Below are 16,617 nucleotides of genomic sequence, written 5' to 3'. Positions count from 1 at the left end.
ACGTGACCTGGCCAGCGCCCCATCCTAGTGTCTGCGCCAAGCCGGAAAAGGCGTCTGAGAGGGAAATTCATGTCCGCGTCCACCCGCTCCCAAGCGCCAACGTCTCTCCATGCCGACGCGCGGGCCTGGCTGGTGCTCGCGATGCTGTCCGCGCTTTATGTCTTTTCCCTCATCGATCGCCAGATCTTCGTCCTGCTGATCGGCCCGATAAAGGCGCAGTTCCAGCTGAGCGACGTGCAGATCGGCCTGCTTATCGGAACAGCCTTTGCGGCGGTCTATTCCTTCCTGGGTATCCCCGCGGGCCGCATTGCCGATAGCGGCAACCGCAAATTGCTGATCGTCGCCGGCGCGCTCATCTGGTGCGCTTCGACGATCGCTTCGGGCTTTGCCAACAGCTATATTGCGCTGGTTCTGCTTCGGCTGGGCCTGGCCGCCGGCGAGGCAGTGCTGACGCCCGCCGCGCATTCGATGATCGGCGACCTGTTCCCCCGCGACAAGCGCAGCCTGGCCGCGAGCCTCTACACATCCGCCGGCCTGATCGGCGCGCCACTGGCCTTTGGCGGCGGGGCGCTTGTCATTTCCGGGATAGAAGGCCTGATGGCGGGCGGCTTTCAAACAGATATGCAGGTCTGGCAGCTCGTGCTTTTCGTGGTGGGGGTGCCGTCCCTCGCCCTGGCGATCCTGTTCCTGCTGCTGGTGCGGGAACCGCAGAGGACAAGCGGGGGTGGCAAGGCGCACGCTCCCGCCAGGGGCGACGTGATGCGGCAGATCGCATCGCGCAAGAAGCTGTATGCCGGCCTGTTCTTCAGCTCCGTGTTCGCATCCGGGTGCAGCTATGCGCTCAATTACTGGACGATCGAGTCGCTGAAGCGGGATTTCGGCTGGACCGCGATAGAGGCCGGGTCGGCATTCGGGCCCGTCATCTTCATCGGCGGCGTGGCCGGCGCTTTGGGAGCGCCCTGGCTCACCAGCCGCGTGAGGGCATGGGGGCGCCCGGATGCCGTCATTCTGGTCTGTTTCGCGTTCGCGGCGGTAACCTTGGCGTCGCTGGCGATCGGCCCCGTCCTGTCCAATCCCACGCTGCGGCTGACATTGATCGGGGCAGGCCTGATTGGCTCGCTGGGCGGCAGCATGAATATCGTGATTGCGATGCAGGAGGTGGCGCCAGACCGGATGCGGGCGACCTTCGTGGCGCTTCTCTATATGGGCATCACGCTGTTCGGCGCGGGAGCGATTCCCGTCCTCGTCCCGATGGTCGGAGCGATGGTGAACGAAGTCAACGGACTGAGCAGCGGGCTGGCGATCGTCTGCGCCGTCCTCAGCGCGGTCGGCATGATGCTGCTGTGGTGGATCCGTGCCGATTTCGAACGGGAAGCGATCGCGGGCTTCCCGGTCGTCGCCGCCCGCGCATGATGGTGGAACAGCGTCCTGCCGCTTGCGGGACGCTGTTCGCTTATCCGCGAGGCGGGAAGGTGATGACGCTGCGGGCCACGGCGCCATGTTCCAGCGCTTCATAGGCCTCGTTGATTTCATCCAGGTCGATGGTGCGGGCGACGAGATCGTCGAGGTTCAACTGTCCACGCAGATACAGGTCAACATATAAGGGGATGTCATGGTAGAAGTTCGAGGAGCCTAGCCATAGCCCCCGGATGCCCTGCTGACGCGGCAGGATGCCGCTTTCTACCGGCGAGGGATGCAAGGTCAGTTCGGCGCCGGGCGCCATGCCGCCGATCAGATATGTCGTGCCGCCAAAGCCGAGGACCGCCATCGCCGTTTCCGCGACAGCCGGCACGCCGACCATCACGAAGGCATGATCCACGCCTGCTCTGTCGGTGAGGCCTAGGACAGCGTCGACCGCGTCCACCTGAGACGAGTCGACAATGTCGGTGGCGCCGAACCTGCGGGCAAGATCGAGCTTCGCCTGCTGGATATCTACACCAATGATCCGGGTTGCGCCCGCGAGTTTCGCGGCCTGGATCGCATTGAGGCCGACACCGCCGCAGCCGAAGATGACGACCGATTGTCCTGGAGAAACCCTGGCGGCATTGAAGACGGCGCCGCATCCGGTTACGACCGCACAGCCGATGATCGACGCCTGCGGGAAAGGCATGGACTTGTCGATCGCGACAAGCTGATTTTCGTGGATCAGAGCCTGTTCGGCAAAGCCGCCCAAGCCTTGCAGCTGACCGAGACATCCGCAATCATCATGCAACCTGCATTCGGCTTCGGAGGGATCCCGGTCGAGCGCTCCAGGGTTCGAGCAGGCATTGAGGTTGCCGCGAAGACAGGCCGGACAACGGCCACAGGGCTGCAAGGCCGCGGCAACGACATGGTCCCCGACCTTGATACGCGTGACGAGCGGGCCGACCGCTTTGACCACGCCGGCGATTTCGTGGCCGAGCACGATCGGCGTCGACACGCCCATGCCGGTCTGCGCGACAGTGATATCGCTGTGGCAAAGCCCTGAGGCGCGCACTTCGACCAGCACTTCCTGGCCTATAGGGGCCGCCAGCGTGATGTCCGCGATTTCGAATTTTTCGCCTATGCCCCGGATCACTGCTGCACGCACGATGTCCACTCTCCCATAATCCTCAAATATTGGGACGGTATGAAACGATTGCTGTCTTATTGATAGATTACGGACGGAATGATGCCCGATTATTCGGGGTTTATTGCATCCATAATCTTGACCACCGCATATTGCGGCTGCCCGAAATCTCGATCAACTCCTTGTGCAACATGGCGCTCGTCAACAGAATGCGCCGCATAAAATCGACAAGATTTGAACGGGAGGGGTTCGATGAACCGTAAGGTAGCCATTTCGATTGGTTCGCTGGCAGCGATCATATCAAGTCCTGGCCTGGTGTTCGCTCAGGAGACGCCGAGTTCGGGAGAAGCGGCGCCGGTCCAGGAAGAGGCGCCGGCCACCATTTCCGATATCATCGTGACCGGCAGCCGCATCGTAAGAGATGGATCGAAAGCGCCGTCGCCGATGACTGTTTCAACGGCGGAGGACCTGAACAAGGTTGCGCCCACCTCATTGATCGCCGGGCTTACGCAGCTGCCGCAATTCAGCGGATCGCTGACCAATACCAGTGCGCGATCGATTGCGGCCATCGTCGGCAATCATGGTGACTTCGTCAACCTTCATGCCATCGGCGCTATTCGGACGTTGATCTTGCAGGACGGGCGACGCCTGTCGCCAACAACATTCTCGGGTCTCGTCGATACTTCGGTCATACCGCAGCTTCTGGTCAAGCGCGTCGAAGTCGTGACCGCCGGCGCTTCCGCCACCTACGGGTCTGACGCGGTGTCCGGCGTCGTCAACTTCATTCTGGACGACAAGTTCGTGGGTTTCAAGGGCGTTGCCCAGGGTTCCATAGCATCGCGCGGCGACAATCAGAATTATCGGATAGCGCTGGCCTATGGTGCCCAGTTGGGTGACAGCGTCAATATAGTAGCCGCAGTCGAGCGCTATCAAACGGGGGGCTTCAAATTCCAGGATCGGCCGCCCTACGGGAATTACAATATTGCGGTCGGCAGCGTACCGGGCGGCGGAACGCCAGGCAGCCTGTCCAACCCGCTGGTCGATGGCAGGAATATCCGCTTTGCCCTTGCAACCGCCGGTGGCAACATCCTCAGCGGACCGTTCGCCAATAACGTGTTCACCACGCCAGGGGTCTATCGGCCGATCAATGTCGGCGGGGCGACCGGAAGCCCAGGCTTGTTCGTCGGGGGCGATTACCACAAATGGGATGGACAATGGCAGGCGGTGCCAGCAACAACCGACACCGCCTTCCTGCGCGTCAATTTCGAAGCCAGCGATGACATCACCGCGTTCGTGCAGGTGAACGGCGCCAAGACGAAGCAGCGTTATGCCGATGGCGACGGCCGGGTTGGCCAGGGGCAGACGCTCTATCCGCTCAACAGGACATATTTCACCGAAAACCCCTTCCTCCCGCCTGCAATGGCGACCGCCCTCACGGCAGCGGGCCAATCCTCGTTCAGAATGAGCCGGATGATCCTGGAAACGGCGGATAATGGTACGCACGACAGCAACGATTATTACAATGCCGCTGTCGGGCTGAAGGGCGATATCGACAAATTTCACTGGGACCTGACGTACCAGCATTCCTGGTCGAAATATCGCAGCAGGAACAAGGATATCCGGCAGGAAAGACTGGCCGCCGCCACCGATGCCGTCCTGGGCCCGTCCGGCCAGATCGTCTGCCGGCCGACGCTCGATCCCGATCCCGCCGTGCGGGCACGGTTCGCCGACTGCGTTCCGCTCAACCTCTTCGGTCAGGGCGCGCCGTCCGCAGATGCGCTCGCCTATGTGCGCGATGTGTCGAAATATGCGGCGGTCACGAAGCTGGACAATATCGCCGCCAACATCACCGGCGACCTGTTCGACCTGCCGGCAGGTCCGCTGGCCGTCGCCGTCGGCGCGGAATATCGCAAATCCAGCCTGAACATGACGAGCAATTCCGATCCGCTTATTCCTGCAAATCCCGCCGGTCTTCGGAACCTGCCGGCCGGCGCGGGACGATTTCTGCTCAACAATTTCGCGACGGCCAACGGCTCCTACAATGTGAAGGAGGCCTATGGGGAAATCGCGGTTCCGATCTTCAAGGATCAACCCTTCGCCAGATCGCTGGAACTGAACGGCGCCGCGCGCATCACCGACTATTCGACCAGCGGCACGGTCACGACGTGGAAGGGCGGCGCCGTCTGGGAGATCATGGACGGCCTGCGCTTCCGCGCGACGCGGTCCCGCGACATCCGCGCGCCGACGTTGTTCGACCTTTACAACCGGGGAGCGGCAATCGACGCGACCTTCTTCGATCCGCACCTGCAAAAGCAGATCGTCGTATCGCGCGTGACCCGGGGCAATCCCGACCTGAAGCCGGAAGTGGCCAACACGTTGAGCCTGGGCGTCGTGCTCCAACCGCGCGCGGTGCCCGGTTTCACATTGTCGGTCGACTATTATGACGTCAAATTGAAGGGGGCGATCCAGACGCTCAATACCGATCTGGCGGCCAGGACCTGCGAAGCGAGCGGCGGAACCAGCCCGCTGTGCGCCCTCATCGTTCGCAATCCCGCCCTGCCCTATAGCGACCGGACGGACGCCAATGCGGCGCGCGCGATCATCAATACGCCGGCCAACCTTGCAGGCCTCAAGACGAGAGGCTTCGATATCGAGGCAAGCTACCGCCATCCGCTGTTCGGGGGCGATCTCTTCACCCGCTTGTTCGTGACCTATGTCGACCGTTACACCATTCAGGACAGCGCCTTGCAGGCGCCGGTCGAACTGGCTGGCTGGACGGAAGGCATCATCTCGTCCGTGGGTGCGTCCGTGCCCAAGGTGCGCGCGAGCCTCCAGGCGACATATACCGCCAATCGTTTCAGCGTGACGGCGCAGGAACGGATGATCGGACGCATGAAGCGCGGGCCGATCAACATCTGGGCCGAACGCGATCTGCCGGCGGTGTTCTACACCGATCTCACCCTGGCCTATCGCGTGGGTGAAAATCAGGGCAGTGAGTTGTTCCTTACGGCCAACAACCTGTTCGACCGGAAGCCCCCGTTCATTGCCACCGGACCCAGCCCTGGCCTTTACATGGCTACCCTGACGGACGTTTATGATACGGTCGGCACGGCGTTCACTGCCGGTATCCGGTTCAAGTTCTGATCGTCGTCGGGACGGGCTGGCGGACGCTGTGCCGACCCTGAGAGCACGGAAAGGGCGAGGAGACGATCGATGGAAAAATCCGACACGCTCAAATATGAGGTCGAGGATTCCATCGCGACCATAACGCTGCATCGTCCCGATCGCATGAACGCCCTGACCCGCGAAATGGCCAATGACCTGATCGCCGCGTTCGACGCAACAGATGCGGACGACGCGGTCAAGGCGGTGATCGTCACTGGGTCGGGCGATCGTGCATTCTGCGCCGGCGCCGACATCGGACAGGGGCAGGCCCTGTTCGATTACAGTCAGCGGAAAGACGTAAAAGACAGGCCGGTGGTCAACGGCGTCTATCTGGACATAGGCGGCCTTGTCACGCTCCGTATCTTCGACAGCCTGAAACCGGTGATCGGCGCTGTGAACGGGGTAGCGGTGGGCTTTGGCGCCAGCCTCCTGCTGCCGATGGACGTGCGGATCAGCAGCGATACTGCGCGCTTTGGCTATGTCTTCGCGCGAAGAGGCATCGTGCCCGAATCCGCCTCATCCTGGTTCCTTCCCCGCATCGTTGGCATATCGACGGCGCTCGAATGGTGCTATTCGGGACGAGTGTTCGATGCCGCCGAGGCGAGCGAGCGAGGTCTGATCCGTTCGATTCACCCGCAGGATCAATTGATGGCGGCCGCGCGTGAACTGGCGCAGCAGTTCATCGCGGACTCTTCACCTGTATCTGTGGCGCTGACCAGGCAGATGATGTGGAAGATGCTGACGGCCGACCATCCGATGGAAGCCCACAAGATCGACAGCCGGGGGGTGGCGGAACGCGGCCTTTCCGCCGACGCCGACGAGGGGATCGCCGCCTTCCGGGAGAAGAGAAAGGCCCATTTCCCCGACCAGGTGTCGACGGACATGCCGTCCTTTTTCCCCTGGTGGGAGAATCGGAGGTTCGAATGATCCGATGGGGGACCGCGCGCTATTGCACATATGATGAAACGAGCAAGTAACGATCTTTTCCTGACTCCGGGCCGCGCAGCTTTTATGACGCAGCCTGACGTGAGCACAGCCGCCTGGAGGATATCCGGTCATCGTGAAGCTGTGCCATCATGCCAATTGAGAGGATTGAAATGACGGGAAAAGTCGAAGGCAAGATTGCGGTCATCACCGGCGCCGCGTCAGGGATGGGCGCGTCGGTTGCACGCTTGATGCATGCGAACGGGGCCTATCTTGTCCTGGCGGACATTTCCGATGGCGTGATGGCCATCGCCGATGAACTGGGCGATCGGGCGGCGGCAATTGTCGGCGATGTCGGCAACAGTGCGGATGCGAACGCAATGGTGGACCTTGCCGTTTCCAGGTTCGGCGGCGTCGATATCCTCTGCAACATCGCCGGCTATACCGGCGACGATCGCGGGACGCTGGTCGATTGCAGCGTCGAAAATTTCGACAAGATGGTCGCCGTCAACTTCCGCGGTCCTTTCATGACGATGAAGGCGGCCATTCCCCATATGATTGCCAGGGGCGGCGGGTCGATCGTGAACGTGGCGTCGACTGCCGCGATAAAGGGCTATCCTTCGCTGGTCGTCTATGGGGGTTCTAAGGCCGGACTGGTGGCGATCACTCGCGGCGCGGCGGTCGAATTCGCCAAGCAGAACATCCGCGTGAACGTGATCTGCCCGGGGCCGCACGAAACGCCCATGCTGCTGGCTGCCGTGGAAGCAAATCCGGCATCGCGCGAGAAGATCATCGGCGGTGTTCCAATGGGCCGGCTTGGCAAGCCGGACGAAATCGCCCAGGCGATCTATTTCTACGCGAGCGATGCGTCGGCCTTCATCACCGGCACGATCCTCCCGGTCGAAGGCGGGCAGACGGCGTAAGAGAGCGTGCCGGTCGCCTCGTTGGCTGGCCGGTGTCGGCGACAGGTCTGATCTGCTTGCATGGCAGCCAACGCTCCTGTCGACTTGCAGGAGCGCTGGTGCAATCGCCGGGTCTACCCCATTACATACGCACTAAGGCGATGGCGCAAATGCTGTGCGCTGGATCGTCCGGTGATTCGCCTTTACCCTTGTCATCCTGTCCTGGCGTCGATCGCATCGACGTTGTGCGCGGCCCGACATCAGAGCGTGGATCACGCGATAAAGTTGAAACGGAGAGTTGATATGGCCACAACGGAATTGCCCGATCGTTTCGGTGAAACCGAAATGCTCAAGGCGCCTTATGACTATTATTCGCAGCTTCGGGGCGAAGAGGAGATATTTTTCTCCAAGGCGCTCAATGCGTTCGTCATCTCCCGTTTCGCCGACAGCGAAGCTGTGCTCCAGAACACCAGCACTTTCTCGAACACGCCGCCGATCAACCAGGCCACGGCCATGGCCGCCTATACCGAGCGCTATTTCAAGCTCTACGAGGAAGCCGGCGTTCCTCACCGCGTACCGGTGCTGGCGATGACCGACGGTAATCTGCACCTGCGGTATCGGGAGCTGATCAACCCCCGCTTCATGCCGTCGGCGATCAAGCGGATGGACGATGCACTGGTCGCGGTCGTGGACGGATTGATCGACGGCTTCATCGATCGCGGGGCGGATGGGGAAGGCTCCGTCGACCTCTATCGCGAATATGCGCTGCTGGTCCCGCTCTATTTCTTTTGCGACACGCTGGGCGTTCCCAGAACCCATATCCAACTGATGCAGGATGCGGGCGCTGCCTCCATTTCCCTCGTGACCGGCGGTCTGCTGAGCGAGGAAGAAAGGGTCGCCGCCCATCTCAAGCTGATCGAATTCACGAAATTCGTCCAGGTGCATATCAACAGGCTGCGTGCCGAGCCCGACGACAGCCTGCTCAGCCATATGATCCATAGCGCAACCCGCGACGGCGATCATCTGAGCGAGCAGGAGGTGATCTCGATGGTTGCCACCCTGAATACGGGCGGCAACGAAACCACCACCAATGGCCTGGGCAACACGCTCTACGCGGCGATCAAAAACCCGGAGATGCTGAAAAAGCTTTCCGAAAATCGTGACCTGATCCCCAGGTTCATCGAAGAGGTGATGCGTTTCGACAGCCCCATCGCCGCGGCCACGCGCTGGGCCAAGGAAGACACGATGATCGGCGAGACGCATATTCCCAAGGGAAGCTGCCTGCATGTCCGTCTGGCATCGGGCAATCGCGACGAAGCGAAATACAGCCACGCCAACGAATTCGATCCGGCGCGCAGCAATGTCCGGAACCATCTCGGCTTCGGACATGGCGTCCATTATTGCGTCGGCGTCCACCTGTCGCGGTCGGAAATCCGGATCGGGCTCGGCCGGCTCCTCGACCGGCTCGAGGATATTTGCATCGATACCAGCAAAGGTCCCATCGAGTATGCGGAAGCCGGCATGGTGCACGGCCTGCGCGCGCTGCCGATCACATTTCGGAAACCCAAGGGCTGATCATCCCGGTCGCGCCTTGCGGTACACGGTAAAAATGTCATCGGCCGGGGTGTCCTCCGGCCGATGAATTTATGTGCCTGTCGTCTGACGTTTGCGGGCATCGCCCTCAGGCGAAGATTTCAGCCCGAACCCAATCGACGGTCGCATCGGGAGAGGCCAGCCGCGCAGCACCCAGCAATTTTTCCCAATAGCCTTCAGATCCATCCGCCAGACGCCATTCATGCAGGCGGCGAGTGAGCAGCTGGAGATCATATTCCTCGCTGATGCCGATCGCGCCATGAACCGCATGGGCGGTTGCCGCGATGCGCGGCGCTGCCGCTGATGTGGTTGCCTTTGCCGCCGCGGCGACCGCCATCGGCACCTGAAGCCCTTTCGAAAGACCGATCTGCGCCGCGATGCGGCAGGCGATCATATCCTCACCCATGACAGCCAGCATATGCTGAACCGCCTGCTGGCGGCCGATCGGCTTGCCGAACTGAACCCGCTCATTGGCGAACAGGGTCGACATGTGGGTCAGCCGCTCGGCCGCTCCGGCGATCAGCGCGGCACGAATGACCGCGCCAACCGCGCGCAGGCCGCCAGCGGGGCGGGGCAATGCAGGGCCAGGGCCTGTCGGATGGCCCGCGAGACGCCGGGAAAGGCAATGATGCGCGCCGGTCGGCTGGGGAGAAAGCGCGTCGATGGGGACCAGGCGCACATGGTCGCCGGTGTCCACCAGCGCATGGGTCGCCACGGCTGCACAGGGGACAGGCTGGCCCATGGCCGACACCAATATGATGGGTCCTTCGGGCGGGGCCATGCCGGCCGCCGCGAGCAAGGCGCGGGCCACCATCGTTTCCGCGACGGGGAGGGGCACCGGCTGCGCGCCGATGGCCCGGAACAACGGCCCCATGTCGGCGAGCGTCAGACCCGCGCCGCCATGATCTTCATCGACAAGAGCATCCAGAAAGCCGGATTCCGAAATGGCTTGCCACATGCTTTCCCAACTGCCGCCAGCTTCCACCGCGCGAACGGCGGCGGGCGTGACGGTGGATTCCAGCAGGCGCCTGAAAGGTTCGAGCAGCTCGTTCATGTCCATGGTCATTCCCTTCTCAGCGCAGTCCCATGCCTCGGGCGATGATGCCGCGAAGGATTTCGCGTGTGCCGCCGCGCAGGCTGAAGCTCGGAGCGATGTGCGTTACGTAGATCAAGGTGCGGTAAAGCTCGTCGCTCACCGCCTCGTCGGGATGGGCGGCGAGGTCATCGCCGATGACGACCGGGAGCAGTTGTTCGAAGCCGGTGCCGCGATCCTTCACGATGCTGGCCTCCAGCACCGGACTTTCCCCTGCGGCGAGCCTGGCCGTGCAGGCGATCGACATGGCGCGCAGCGTCGCGAGTTCCGCCGTCAGCTTGCCGACCAGACCCGACGCCTCGTCACGCCCGACCGCCTGGAGATGCCTGACCCAGGCATCCAGCAGGACGACGCTGGAATAGATGCGTTCCGGACCGGAGCGCTCGAAAGCAAGTTCGGCCGTGACCTGTTTCCATCCATCGCCCTCATGTCCGATCAGCGCATCCTCGCCCAGCGAGACATTGTCGAAGAATACCTCCGAAAAATGCGCGTCGCCCGTCAGGTCGACGATGGGGCGCACGGTGACGCCTGGCGCCTTCAGGTCGACGATCAATTGCGAGAGCCCGCTATGCCGGTCTGCCAGCGTACCCGATGTGCGCACCAGCGCAATCATATAGTCGGAATGCATGGCGTTGGTGGTCCAGATTTTCTGCCCGTTCAGCAACCATCCGCCGTCCTGACGCTCTGCGCGGGTGCGCACTCCCGCAAGGTCGGATCCGGCTCCCGGTTCGCTCATGCCGATGCAGAAAAAGGCTTTGCCGCGGCATATGCGCGGTATGTAGAATTGCCGCTGGGCTTCTGTGCCATAGTTGAGGATGAGAGGCGCACTCTGCCGATCGGCGATCCAGTGCGCCGCGACTGGCGCGCCGGCGCAGAGCAATTCCTCCACAACGACGAAGCGTGAGAAGGGGCCGCGACCACGTCCACCATATTGTTCGGGCAGGGTCAGGCCCAGAAAACCCTCTGTGCCGAGCATTCGACTGAATTCCGCGCTGAATCCCTGCCAGGAGCGCGCCCGCCGGTCGACCGGCATGGCCGCGATGAATCGGGCGACGAGATCGCGGACTGCTGGACGAAGGTCTTCATCGGCTTCCGGCAGGGAAGCCATGGAAAATGTGTCGAACACGCGGACTTGCTCTCCTCCTGGTCATATGTGCGCGATGTGCGCCAATGATCCTTCCAGAGCGCAAAGGATGGGCCGAACGTGGCAATCGTTCAAATATTTAATCGTACGATCCCGATAACTAAAGACTATCGCGGTTCTGCCGCGCGGACATGACGAAGTTGCGAGCCAGCGGACTTGGATCCTGCGCAAACGCCATGCCCAGCTCGATCGGGATCGGCTCTGCCAGGGGAAGGACGCGCAGCCGGGCGCTGGTGAACCGGGCACTGCGCGCGGGAATCAGCGCGATGCCCAAACCCGCCTCGACCAGGCTCAGCACTGTCTGAACCTGCATGGCCTGTTGCTGGATCCGGGGTGCGAAGCCCGCCTTTTGGCAGGCGATATGCGTGATGACGTTGAGGACACTGACGGGATTGAAGAAAATGAACGGTCGGTCGGCAAGTTCGGCCAGGGCCAGGCGCTTGCGGCCAGCGAGAGGATCGGTCGCCTGCATCGCCACCACCAGTTCATCATGCTCGATGACCTCGACATTGACCGGAGCTGCTTCAATCATCGGCAATCGAATGAAACCGACGTCGATCTGCTGAGCGGCGATCGCCTGGACGATCTCGACACTGTTCATTTCCGCAAGCACGAGTTCAACGTCCGGGAAGGCCTTGCAAAAGGCAGGGATGACACGCGGCAGCAAATCACTGTTGGCCGAGCCTATTATGCCCAGCCTGAGCCGCCCCCGCAGACCTGATGCGCCGTCGCGAACCACGTCGCGAAGCTGTTCCGCCGCCGCGATTGCATCGCGAGCGGCGGGGAGGGCGGCGCGCCCCGCTGGCGTCAACGCCACGCCACGGGGATCGCGCACGAACAGGGGTTCGCCCAGTTCGCTTTCCAGCTTGCGGATCGCCACGGTGACGGGAGGCTGTGAAACATTCAGCCGTTCGGCCGCGCGATGAAAATTGCGGGTTTCGGCGACCGCAACGAAATAGCGGAGTTGGCGAAGATCCATGATATGCCTTGCCTATCGAAAAATTCAGAATCAATATTAGAGCATCGGCGTCACAGCCACTAGCCCGATATGCAGGCTGACGATTCGGCACGGCCAAATGCCGCCAAGAGACGCAGCGCCATAGAAGAGGAATGCACCATGTCAGAAGCGCCGTTCCTGCTCGTTGAAAGAGACGGTCCCGTGGTCGTTGCGACGCTCAACAGGCCCGATGTCCGCAACGCCATCACCGAAATCGCGCATAGCGACGAAATCGCCGCTTTCTGCCGTGATATGGAGCGGGACACGTCCGTTCGCGCCATTGTCCTCACCGGCGCGGGATCGGCCTTTTGCGCCGGTGGCAATGTCAAGCATATGCTCGAGAAGAAGGGAATGTTCGAAGGATCTCCCCAGACGCTGCGAAATTCCTATCGCGCCGGCATCCAGCGCATTCCGGCGGCGCTCTACGAACTGGAAGTGCCGGTAATCGCTGCGGTGAACGGTCCCGCCATCGGCGCCGGCCTCGATCTTGCCTGCATGTGCGACGTCCGGATCGCGTCTTCATCGGCGCTGTTTGCGGAAAGCTTCGTGAAACTGGGCATCGTGCCCGGCGATGGCGGGGCATGGTTGCTGCCGCGCGTCATTGGGATGGCGCGCGCCACGCTGCTGACGCTGACCGGCGACATGATCGATGCGGCGAAGGCGCTGGAATATGGGCTGGTCAGCGAAGTGGTGGCGCCGCAAGACGTACTGCCTCGCGCCATGGCCGTGGCCCAATCGATCGCGGCCAATCCGGGCCATGCCACCCGGCTGGCGAAGCGGTTGCTGCGCGAGGGTCAGGACATGAAACTCGGGCCGCTGCTGGAACTGTCCGCCGCCTATCAGGCGCTGGCGCATCACACCCAGGATCATGAAGAGGCCGTCGCCGCCTTTTTGCAAAAGCGCGCGCCAGTCTTTCATGATCGATAGGGGGTTCGCCGGTCCCCCTCCCGCCCGCAACGAACAGTCAGTCCTTGCAAAAGCGTGGATTACATATGGTATGACTTGCGGCGACGCCGTGCCGGGAATGATATGATTGAAGCTGGTTGATCGAGCGGAGACGGGACAGGACAGATGGCTTTGCGTTCCATAAAATCGGCGGAGCGGACGCTGGCGCTGTTCGAATTATTTTCCGCGAAGCAGCGGCCCCTTACCGTCGGCGAAATCTCGCGCTTTTTGGCGATACCTCAGCCGAGCGTGACGATGCTGGTGCAGAATCTGGTCGCCCTGGGGTATCTGGATCAGGACCGCCATGCCCGGACCTATACGCCGACGATCAGGATCGCTCTGATCGGCAGCTGGATCCACCAGACCTATGTCCAGGATCGTCAGCTGGAATGGCGATTGAGCAATCTTTTCAACGCGGTTCAGGAAACGACATTCATCGGTATCCAGAATGGCGTGCATGTCCAGTATATCCTGTTCATGAAGCCCGACACGCCGCAGCGTTTCGATGTCCAGGCGCGAATGGCCCGTCCGCTGGCCACGTCCGCCGTGGGAAGGGCGTTGCTGAGCCTGAAGCCGGACGATGTCGTGCGAAGCCTGGTCCATCGGGCAAATGACGAGGAGGTCGAACCGCGCCACAAGATGAGCCTGCATCGGATCATCGCCGAAATGGAGGAGGTGCGGAAGAACGGCTATGCGGAAACGAGCGGCGATGTCCTGGATGGGATCGCCGTCATCGCCATGCCGATCCGCCCCTTGCTCGGCCAGTCACCGATCGCGGTGGCGGTCGGAGGGCAGATCGACCGTATACAGTCCAAGAAGGCCCTTATCCTGGAGGAGCTGGAGAAATTTGCCAGTGCATTGTCGGCGGACGAAAATATTCGTCAAGCTTCGGATCATGCTGCTCGCGAATGATGCGAGCGCTCGGGCATGAGGGGCGGTGCTGACAATTACAGCCGTTCGACGATCGTGACATTGGCCATGCCGCCGCCTTCGCACATCGTCTGCAGCCCATAACGCTTGCCGCGCGCATGCAGGGCATGGAGGAGCGTCGCCATCAGCTTCGTGCCGCTCGCGCCCAGCGGGTGACCCAGGGCGATGGCGCCGCCGTTCACGTTCAGCCGCGAGGGATCGGCGCCATGATGCTGCAGCCATGCCATCGGCACCGATGCGAACGCTTCGTTGACCTCATACAAGTCGATGTCGTCAAGACGCATGCCGGCGCGTTTAAGCGCCCTTTCGGTCGCGAACAGCGGCTCTTCCAGCATGATGACCGGATCGCCCGCTGAAATGGTCAGATTCACGATCCGCGCGGATGGAGTCAGTCCATGATCCTTGAGCGCACGTTCGGAAACGACGAGCGCAGCGCTGGCGCCATCGCAAATCTGGCTCGAGGTGGCAGCCGTGATGGATCCTCCGGGCGCGAGCGGTTGCAAGCTGGCCATCGAATCCAATGTCGCATCATAGCGGATGCCTTCGTCGCGGACGTGCATTTCGGTGGTGCCGTCCGGCAAGGTGACTTCGACCGGAATGATTTCCTTGTCGAATGCGCCGGCTTCAGTTGCTGCGATGGCGCGTCGATGGCTTTCAAGACCGAAAGCGTCCATCTGCTCACGAGTGAAGCCCCATTTGGCGGCGATCATTTCGGCGCCATCAAATTGACTGAACCGCTGGATGCCGAACTTTTCAAGAACCTCCGGCGTGCGCGGATTGCCGCCATCTGGCGGAATGTTCATGCCGAGTGGGGCGCGGGTCATGTTTTCCACCCCGGCAGCAATGACCACATCCTGCGTGCCCGACATGACGGCCTGCGCCGCGAATTGCAGCGACTGCTGCGAAGACCCGCATTGGCGATCAATCGTCACTGCTGGAATAGTCAGCGGCAGACGGGATTCCAGGACCGCAAGGCGACCGATATTGACCGCCTGTTCGCCGGCCTGGGTAACGCAGCCCATGATGACGTCCTCAATGGCGGACGGATCGATCGACGTCCTGTTCACCAGTCCGTCGAGCATCTTTCCAGCCAAAACAGCAGGGTGCATGCCAGCCAGACGACCGCGGCGGCGGCCACCCGCCGTCCTGAATGCGTCCACGATATAGGCTTCGGCCATGAGTTGATCTCCTTTGCTGCGCGGTTCGCCGGACGGCGCCGCGCGCGGTTCACATGCCGATCAGGTCGGCCTTGATCAGGGTATTGCGAACCAGGCGGACGGTCGCGGCATCGATCATCATGCCGTCGACCTGCGCCGCGCCCAGGCCCTGCGCTTCGGCTTCGCGATAAGCCGCTTCCAGTTTGCGCGCCTGTGCGACGGCTTCGGGTGCGGGGCTGAACACATCGAGCGCCAGGTCGATTTGCGAGGGATGGATCGCCCACTTGCCCACCATACCGATCGAACGCGCCTGCGTGGCCTGTTCGCGGTAGCCAGCCTCATTTTTGAAATTGCCGAAAGGGCCATCGACAGCGTCGATGCCAATCGCACGGGCAGCCATCGTCATGCGGAACCGCGCATAATGGAAAATGTCGCCAGGATAGGCGCCGCCTTCTCCGATGGCGCGCGTGTCGATGCCCTGCGACGCCGAATAATCGCCCATGCCGAAGATAAGGCACTCCATGCGGTCGGTGCAGGACGCGATTTCCTCGACATTCTGCAACGCCTCGACTTCCTCGATCAGCACCTCGATGCCGATGCTGCGTTCGAGCTTCAGCTTCTGTTCCAACTGGCACAGCATATGGTGGAGGAAGAGCACGTCCCCGGCATTGCGCGGCTTGGTGAGCATGATGGTGTCGATGTTGCGCCCGGCCTTCTCGACCAGCGTGATGATGTCGTCATGGCACCAGGGCGTCGTGACATCGTTGATGCGCACGCAGCGCGTCTTGCGGCCCCAGTCGAGTTCATTCAGCGCATTGGCGATCAAGTTCCGCGCGCCGACCTTCGCGGAAGGGGCGACGGCATCTTCCAGGTCGCAAAATACATGGTCCGCATTCGACGCGGCGGCCTTTGCCAGCATCTTTTCGCTGCTCCCCGGCACGGAAAGCTGGACCCGGCGCAAGCGGGCGGGGCGGTTATAGTTGCTCACGAACACTCCCTAGATTGAATATATTTTCAGGACCTGCAGTAGAACCGAAAAAGCCGGCATGAATGGCCATGCTGATACGACGGCGCGGAAAAATTTTCACGACGGATCACGGCATGCAGCCAGAGGCATTACAAGGGCAATATCATGGAGAAAACGGCCCATGATGAAAGGCAGGCGACGCCAGGCGAACCAGAAAGGACAGGGAATTCACATGTAATCTTTCCCTGTTCG

13 protein-coding genes are annotated in these 16,617 nt (G+C 61.7%); 7 read left to right on the top strand and 6 right to left on the bottom strand.

Annotated elements, in window-relative coordinates; translation table 11 throughout:
- Positions 1 to 69 precede the first annotated feature (69 nt).
- Positions 70 to 1,413 (top strand): MFS transporter, encoded by a 1,344-nt coding sequence (locus WG908_RS11975; RefSeq protein ID WP_340186824.1) that lies wholly within the window; start codon positions 70 to 72, stop codon positions 1,411 to 1,413.
- Positions 1,414 to 1,453: 40 nt separating this feature from the next.
- On the opposite strand, the gene WG908_RS11970 is transcribed toward WG908_RS11975, so the two are convergent.
- A complete protein-coding gene (locus WG908_RS11970) occupies positions 1,454 to 2,578 on the bottom strand; it encodes a Zn-dependent alcohol dehydrogenase (RefSeq protein ID WP_340186823.1) in 1,125 nt (374 codons plus the stop codon).
- A gap of 222 nt (positions 2,579 to 2,800) precedes the next feature.
- On the opposite strand from WG908_RS11970, the gene WG908_RS11965 reads away from it, so the two are divergent.
- The 4 genes from WG908_RS11965 (at position 2,801) to WG908_RS11950 (ending at position 9,114) form a co-directional block, all read left to right on the top strand.
- The gene (locus WG908_RS11965; protein ID WP_340186822.1) at positions 2,801 to 5,692 is read left to right on the top strand and encodes a TonB-dependent receptor plug domain-containing protein; all 2,892 of its coding nucleotides are present in this window, start codon (positions 2,801 to 2,803) and stop codon (positions 5,690 to 5,692) included.
- A gap of 69 nt (positions 5,693 to 5,761) precedes the next feature.
- Positions 5,762 to 6,640 (top strand): crotonase/enoyl-CoA hydratase family protein, encoded by an 879-nt coding sequence (locus WG908_RS11960; RefSeq protein ID WP_340186821.1) that lies wholly within the window; start codon positions 5,762 to 5,764, stop codon positions 6,638 to 6,640.
- Between the two features lie 170 nt (positions 6,641 to 6,810).
- On the top strand, positions 6,811 to 7,560 hold the full coding sequence (locus tag WG908_RS11955) for an SDR family NAD(P)-dependent oxidoreductase (RefSeq protein ID WP_340186820.1): 750 nt from the start codon (positions 6,811 to 6,813) through the stop codon (positions 7,558 to 7,560).
- Positions 7,561 to 7,842: 282 nt separating this feature from the next.
- The gene (locus WG908_RS11950) at positions 7,843 to 9,114 is read left to right on the top strand and encodes a cytochrome P450 (protein ID WP_340186819.1); all 1,272 of its coding nucleotides are present in this window, start codon (positions 7,843 to 7,845) and stop codon (positions 9,112 to 9,114) included.
- Positions 9,115 to 9,220: 106 nt separating this feature from the next.
- Here the strand turns inward: WG908_RS11950 and WG908_RS11945 are convergent, their stop codons facing one another.
- The 3 genes from WG908_RS11945 to WG908_RS11935 all read right to left on the bottom strand — a co-directional run bounded on the left by WG908_RS11945 (position 9,221) and on the right by WG908_RS11935 (position 12,348).
- Complete coding sequence (locus WG908_RS11945; RefSeq protein ID WP_340186818.1) at positions 9,221 to 10,192, bottom strand: acyl-CoA dehydrogenase family protein; 972 nt, start codon at positions 10,190 to 10,192, stop codon at positions 9,221 to 9,223.
- A 13-nt stretch (positions 10,193 to 10,205) separates the two neighbouring features.
- Entirely contained in the window at positions 10,206 to 11,351 is a 1,146-nt protein-coding gene (locus WG908_RS11940; RefSeq protein ID WP_340186817.1) for an acyl-CoA dehydrogenase family protein, read from the bottom strand.
- Positions 11,352 to 11,469: 118 nt separating this feature from the next.
- On the bottom strand, positions 11,470 to 12,348 hold the full coding sequence (locus WG908_RS11935) for a LysR substrate-binding domain-containing protein (protein WP_340186816.1): 879 nt from the start codon (positions 12,346 to 12,348) through the stop codon (positions 11,470 to 11,472).
- A gap of 138 nt (positions 12,349 to 12,486) precedes the next feature.
- Between WG908_RS11935 and WG908_RS11930 the strand changes: the two genes are divergently transcribed.
- Together WG908_RS11930 and WG908_RS11925 are read left to right on the top strand one after the other, a co-directional pair.
- Positions 12,487 to 13,293, top strand: coding sequence for a crotonase/enoyl-CoA hydratase family protein (locus WG908_RS11930; protein WP_340186815.1), 807 nt, complete (start codon positions 12,487 to 12,489; stop codon positions 13,291 to 13,293).
- A gap of 144 nt (positions 13,294 to 13,437) precedes the next feature.
- Positions 13,438 to 14,223 carry an IclR family transcriptional regulator gene (locus tag WG908_RS11925; RefSeq protein WP_340186814.1) on the top strand — a complete coding sequence of 262 codons (786 nt, stop codon included), beginning with the start codon at positions 13,438 to 13,440 and terminating at the stop codon, positions 14,221 to 14,223.
- Between the two features lie 35 nt (positions 14,224 to 14,258).
- Here WG908_RS11925 and WG908_RS11920 read toward each other — a convergent pair whose 3' ends face one another.
- Together WG908_RS11920 and WG908_RS11915 are read right to left on the bottom strand one after the other, a co-directional pair.
- Positions 14,259 to 15,419: an acetyl-CoA C-acetyltransferase gene (locus WG908_RS11920; protein WP_340186813.1), complete on the bottom strand. Its 1,161-nt coding sequence runs from the start codon at positions 15,417 to 15,419 to the stop codon at positions 14,259 to 14,261.
- Positions 15,420 to 15,468: 49 nt separating this feature from the next.
- A complete protein-coding gene (locus WG908_RS11915; RefSeq protein ID WP_340186812.1) occupies positions 15,469 to 16,386 on the bottom strand; it encodes an HpcH/HpaI aldolase/citrate lyase family protein in 918 nt (305 codons plus the stop codon).
- Between the last annotated feature and the right edge of the window lie 231 nt (positions 16,387 to 16,617).

Source organism: Sphingobium anseongense (assembly GCF_037725245.1).
Lineage (GTDB): Bacteria > Pseudomonadota > Alphaproteobacteria > Sphingomonadales > Sphingomonadaceae > Sphingobium.
This window is presented reverse-complemented; position numbering and strand designations above follow the sequence as displayed.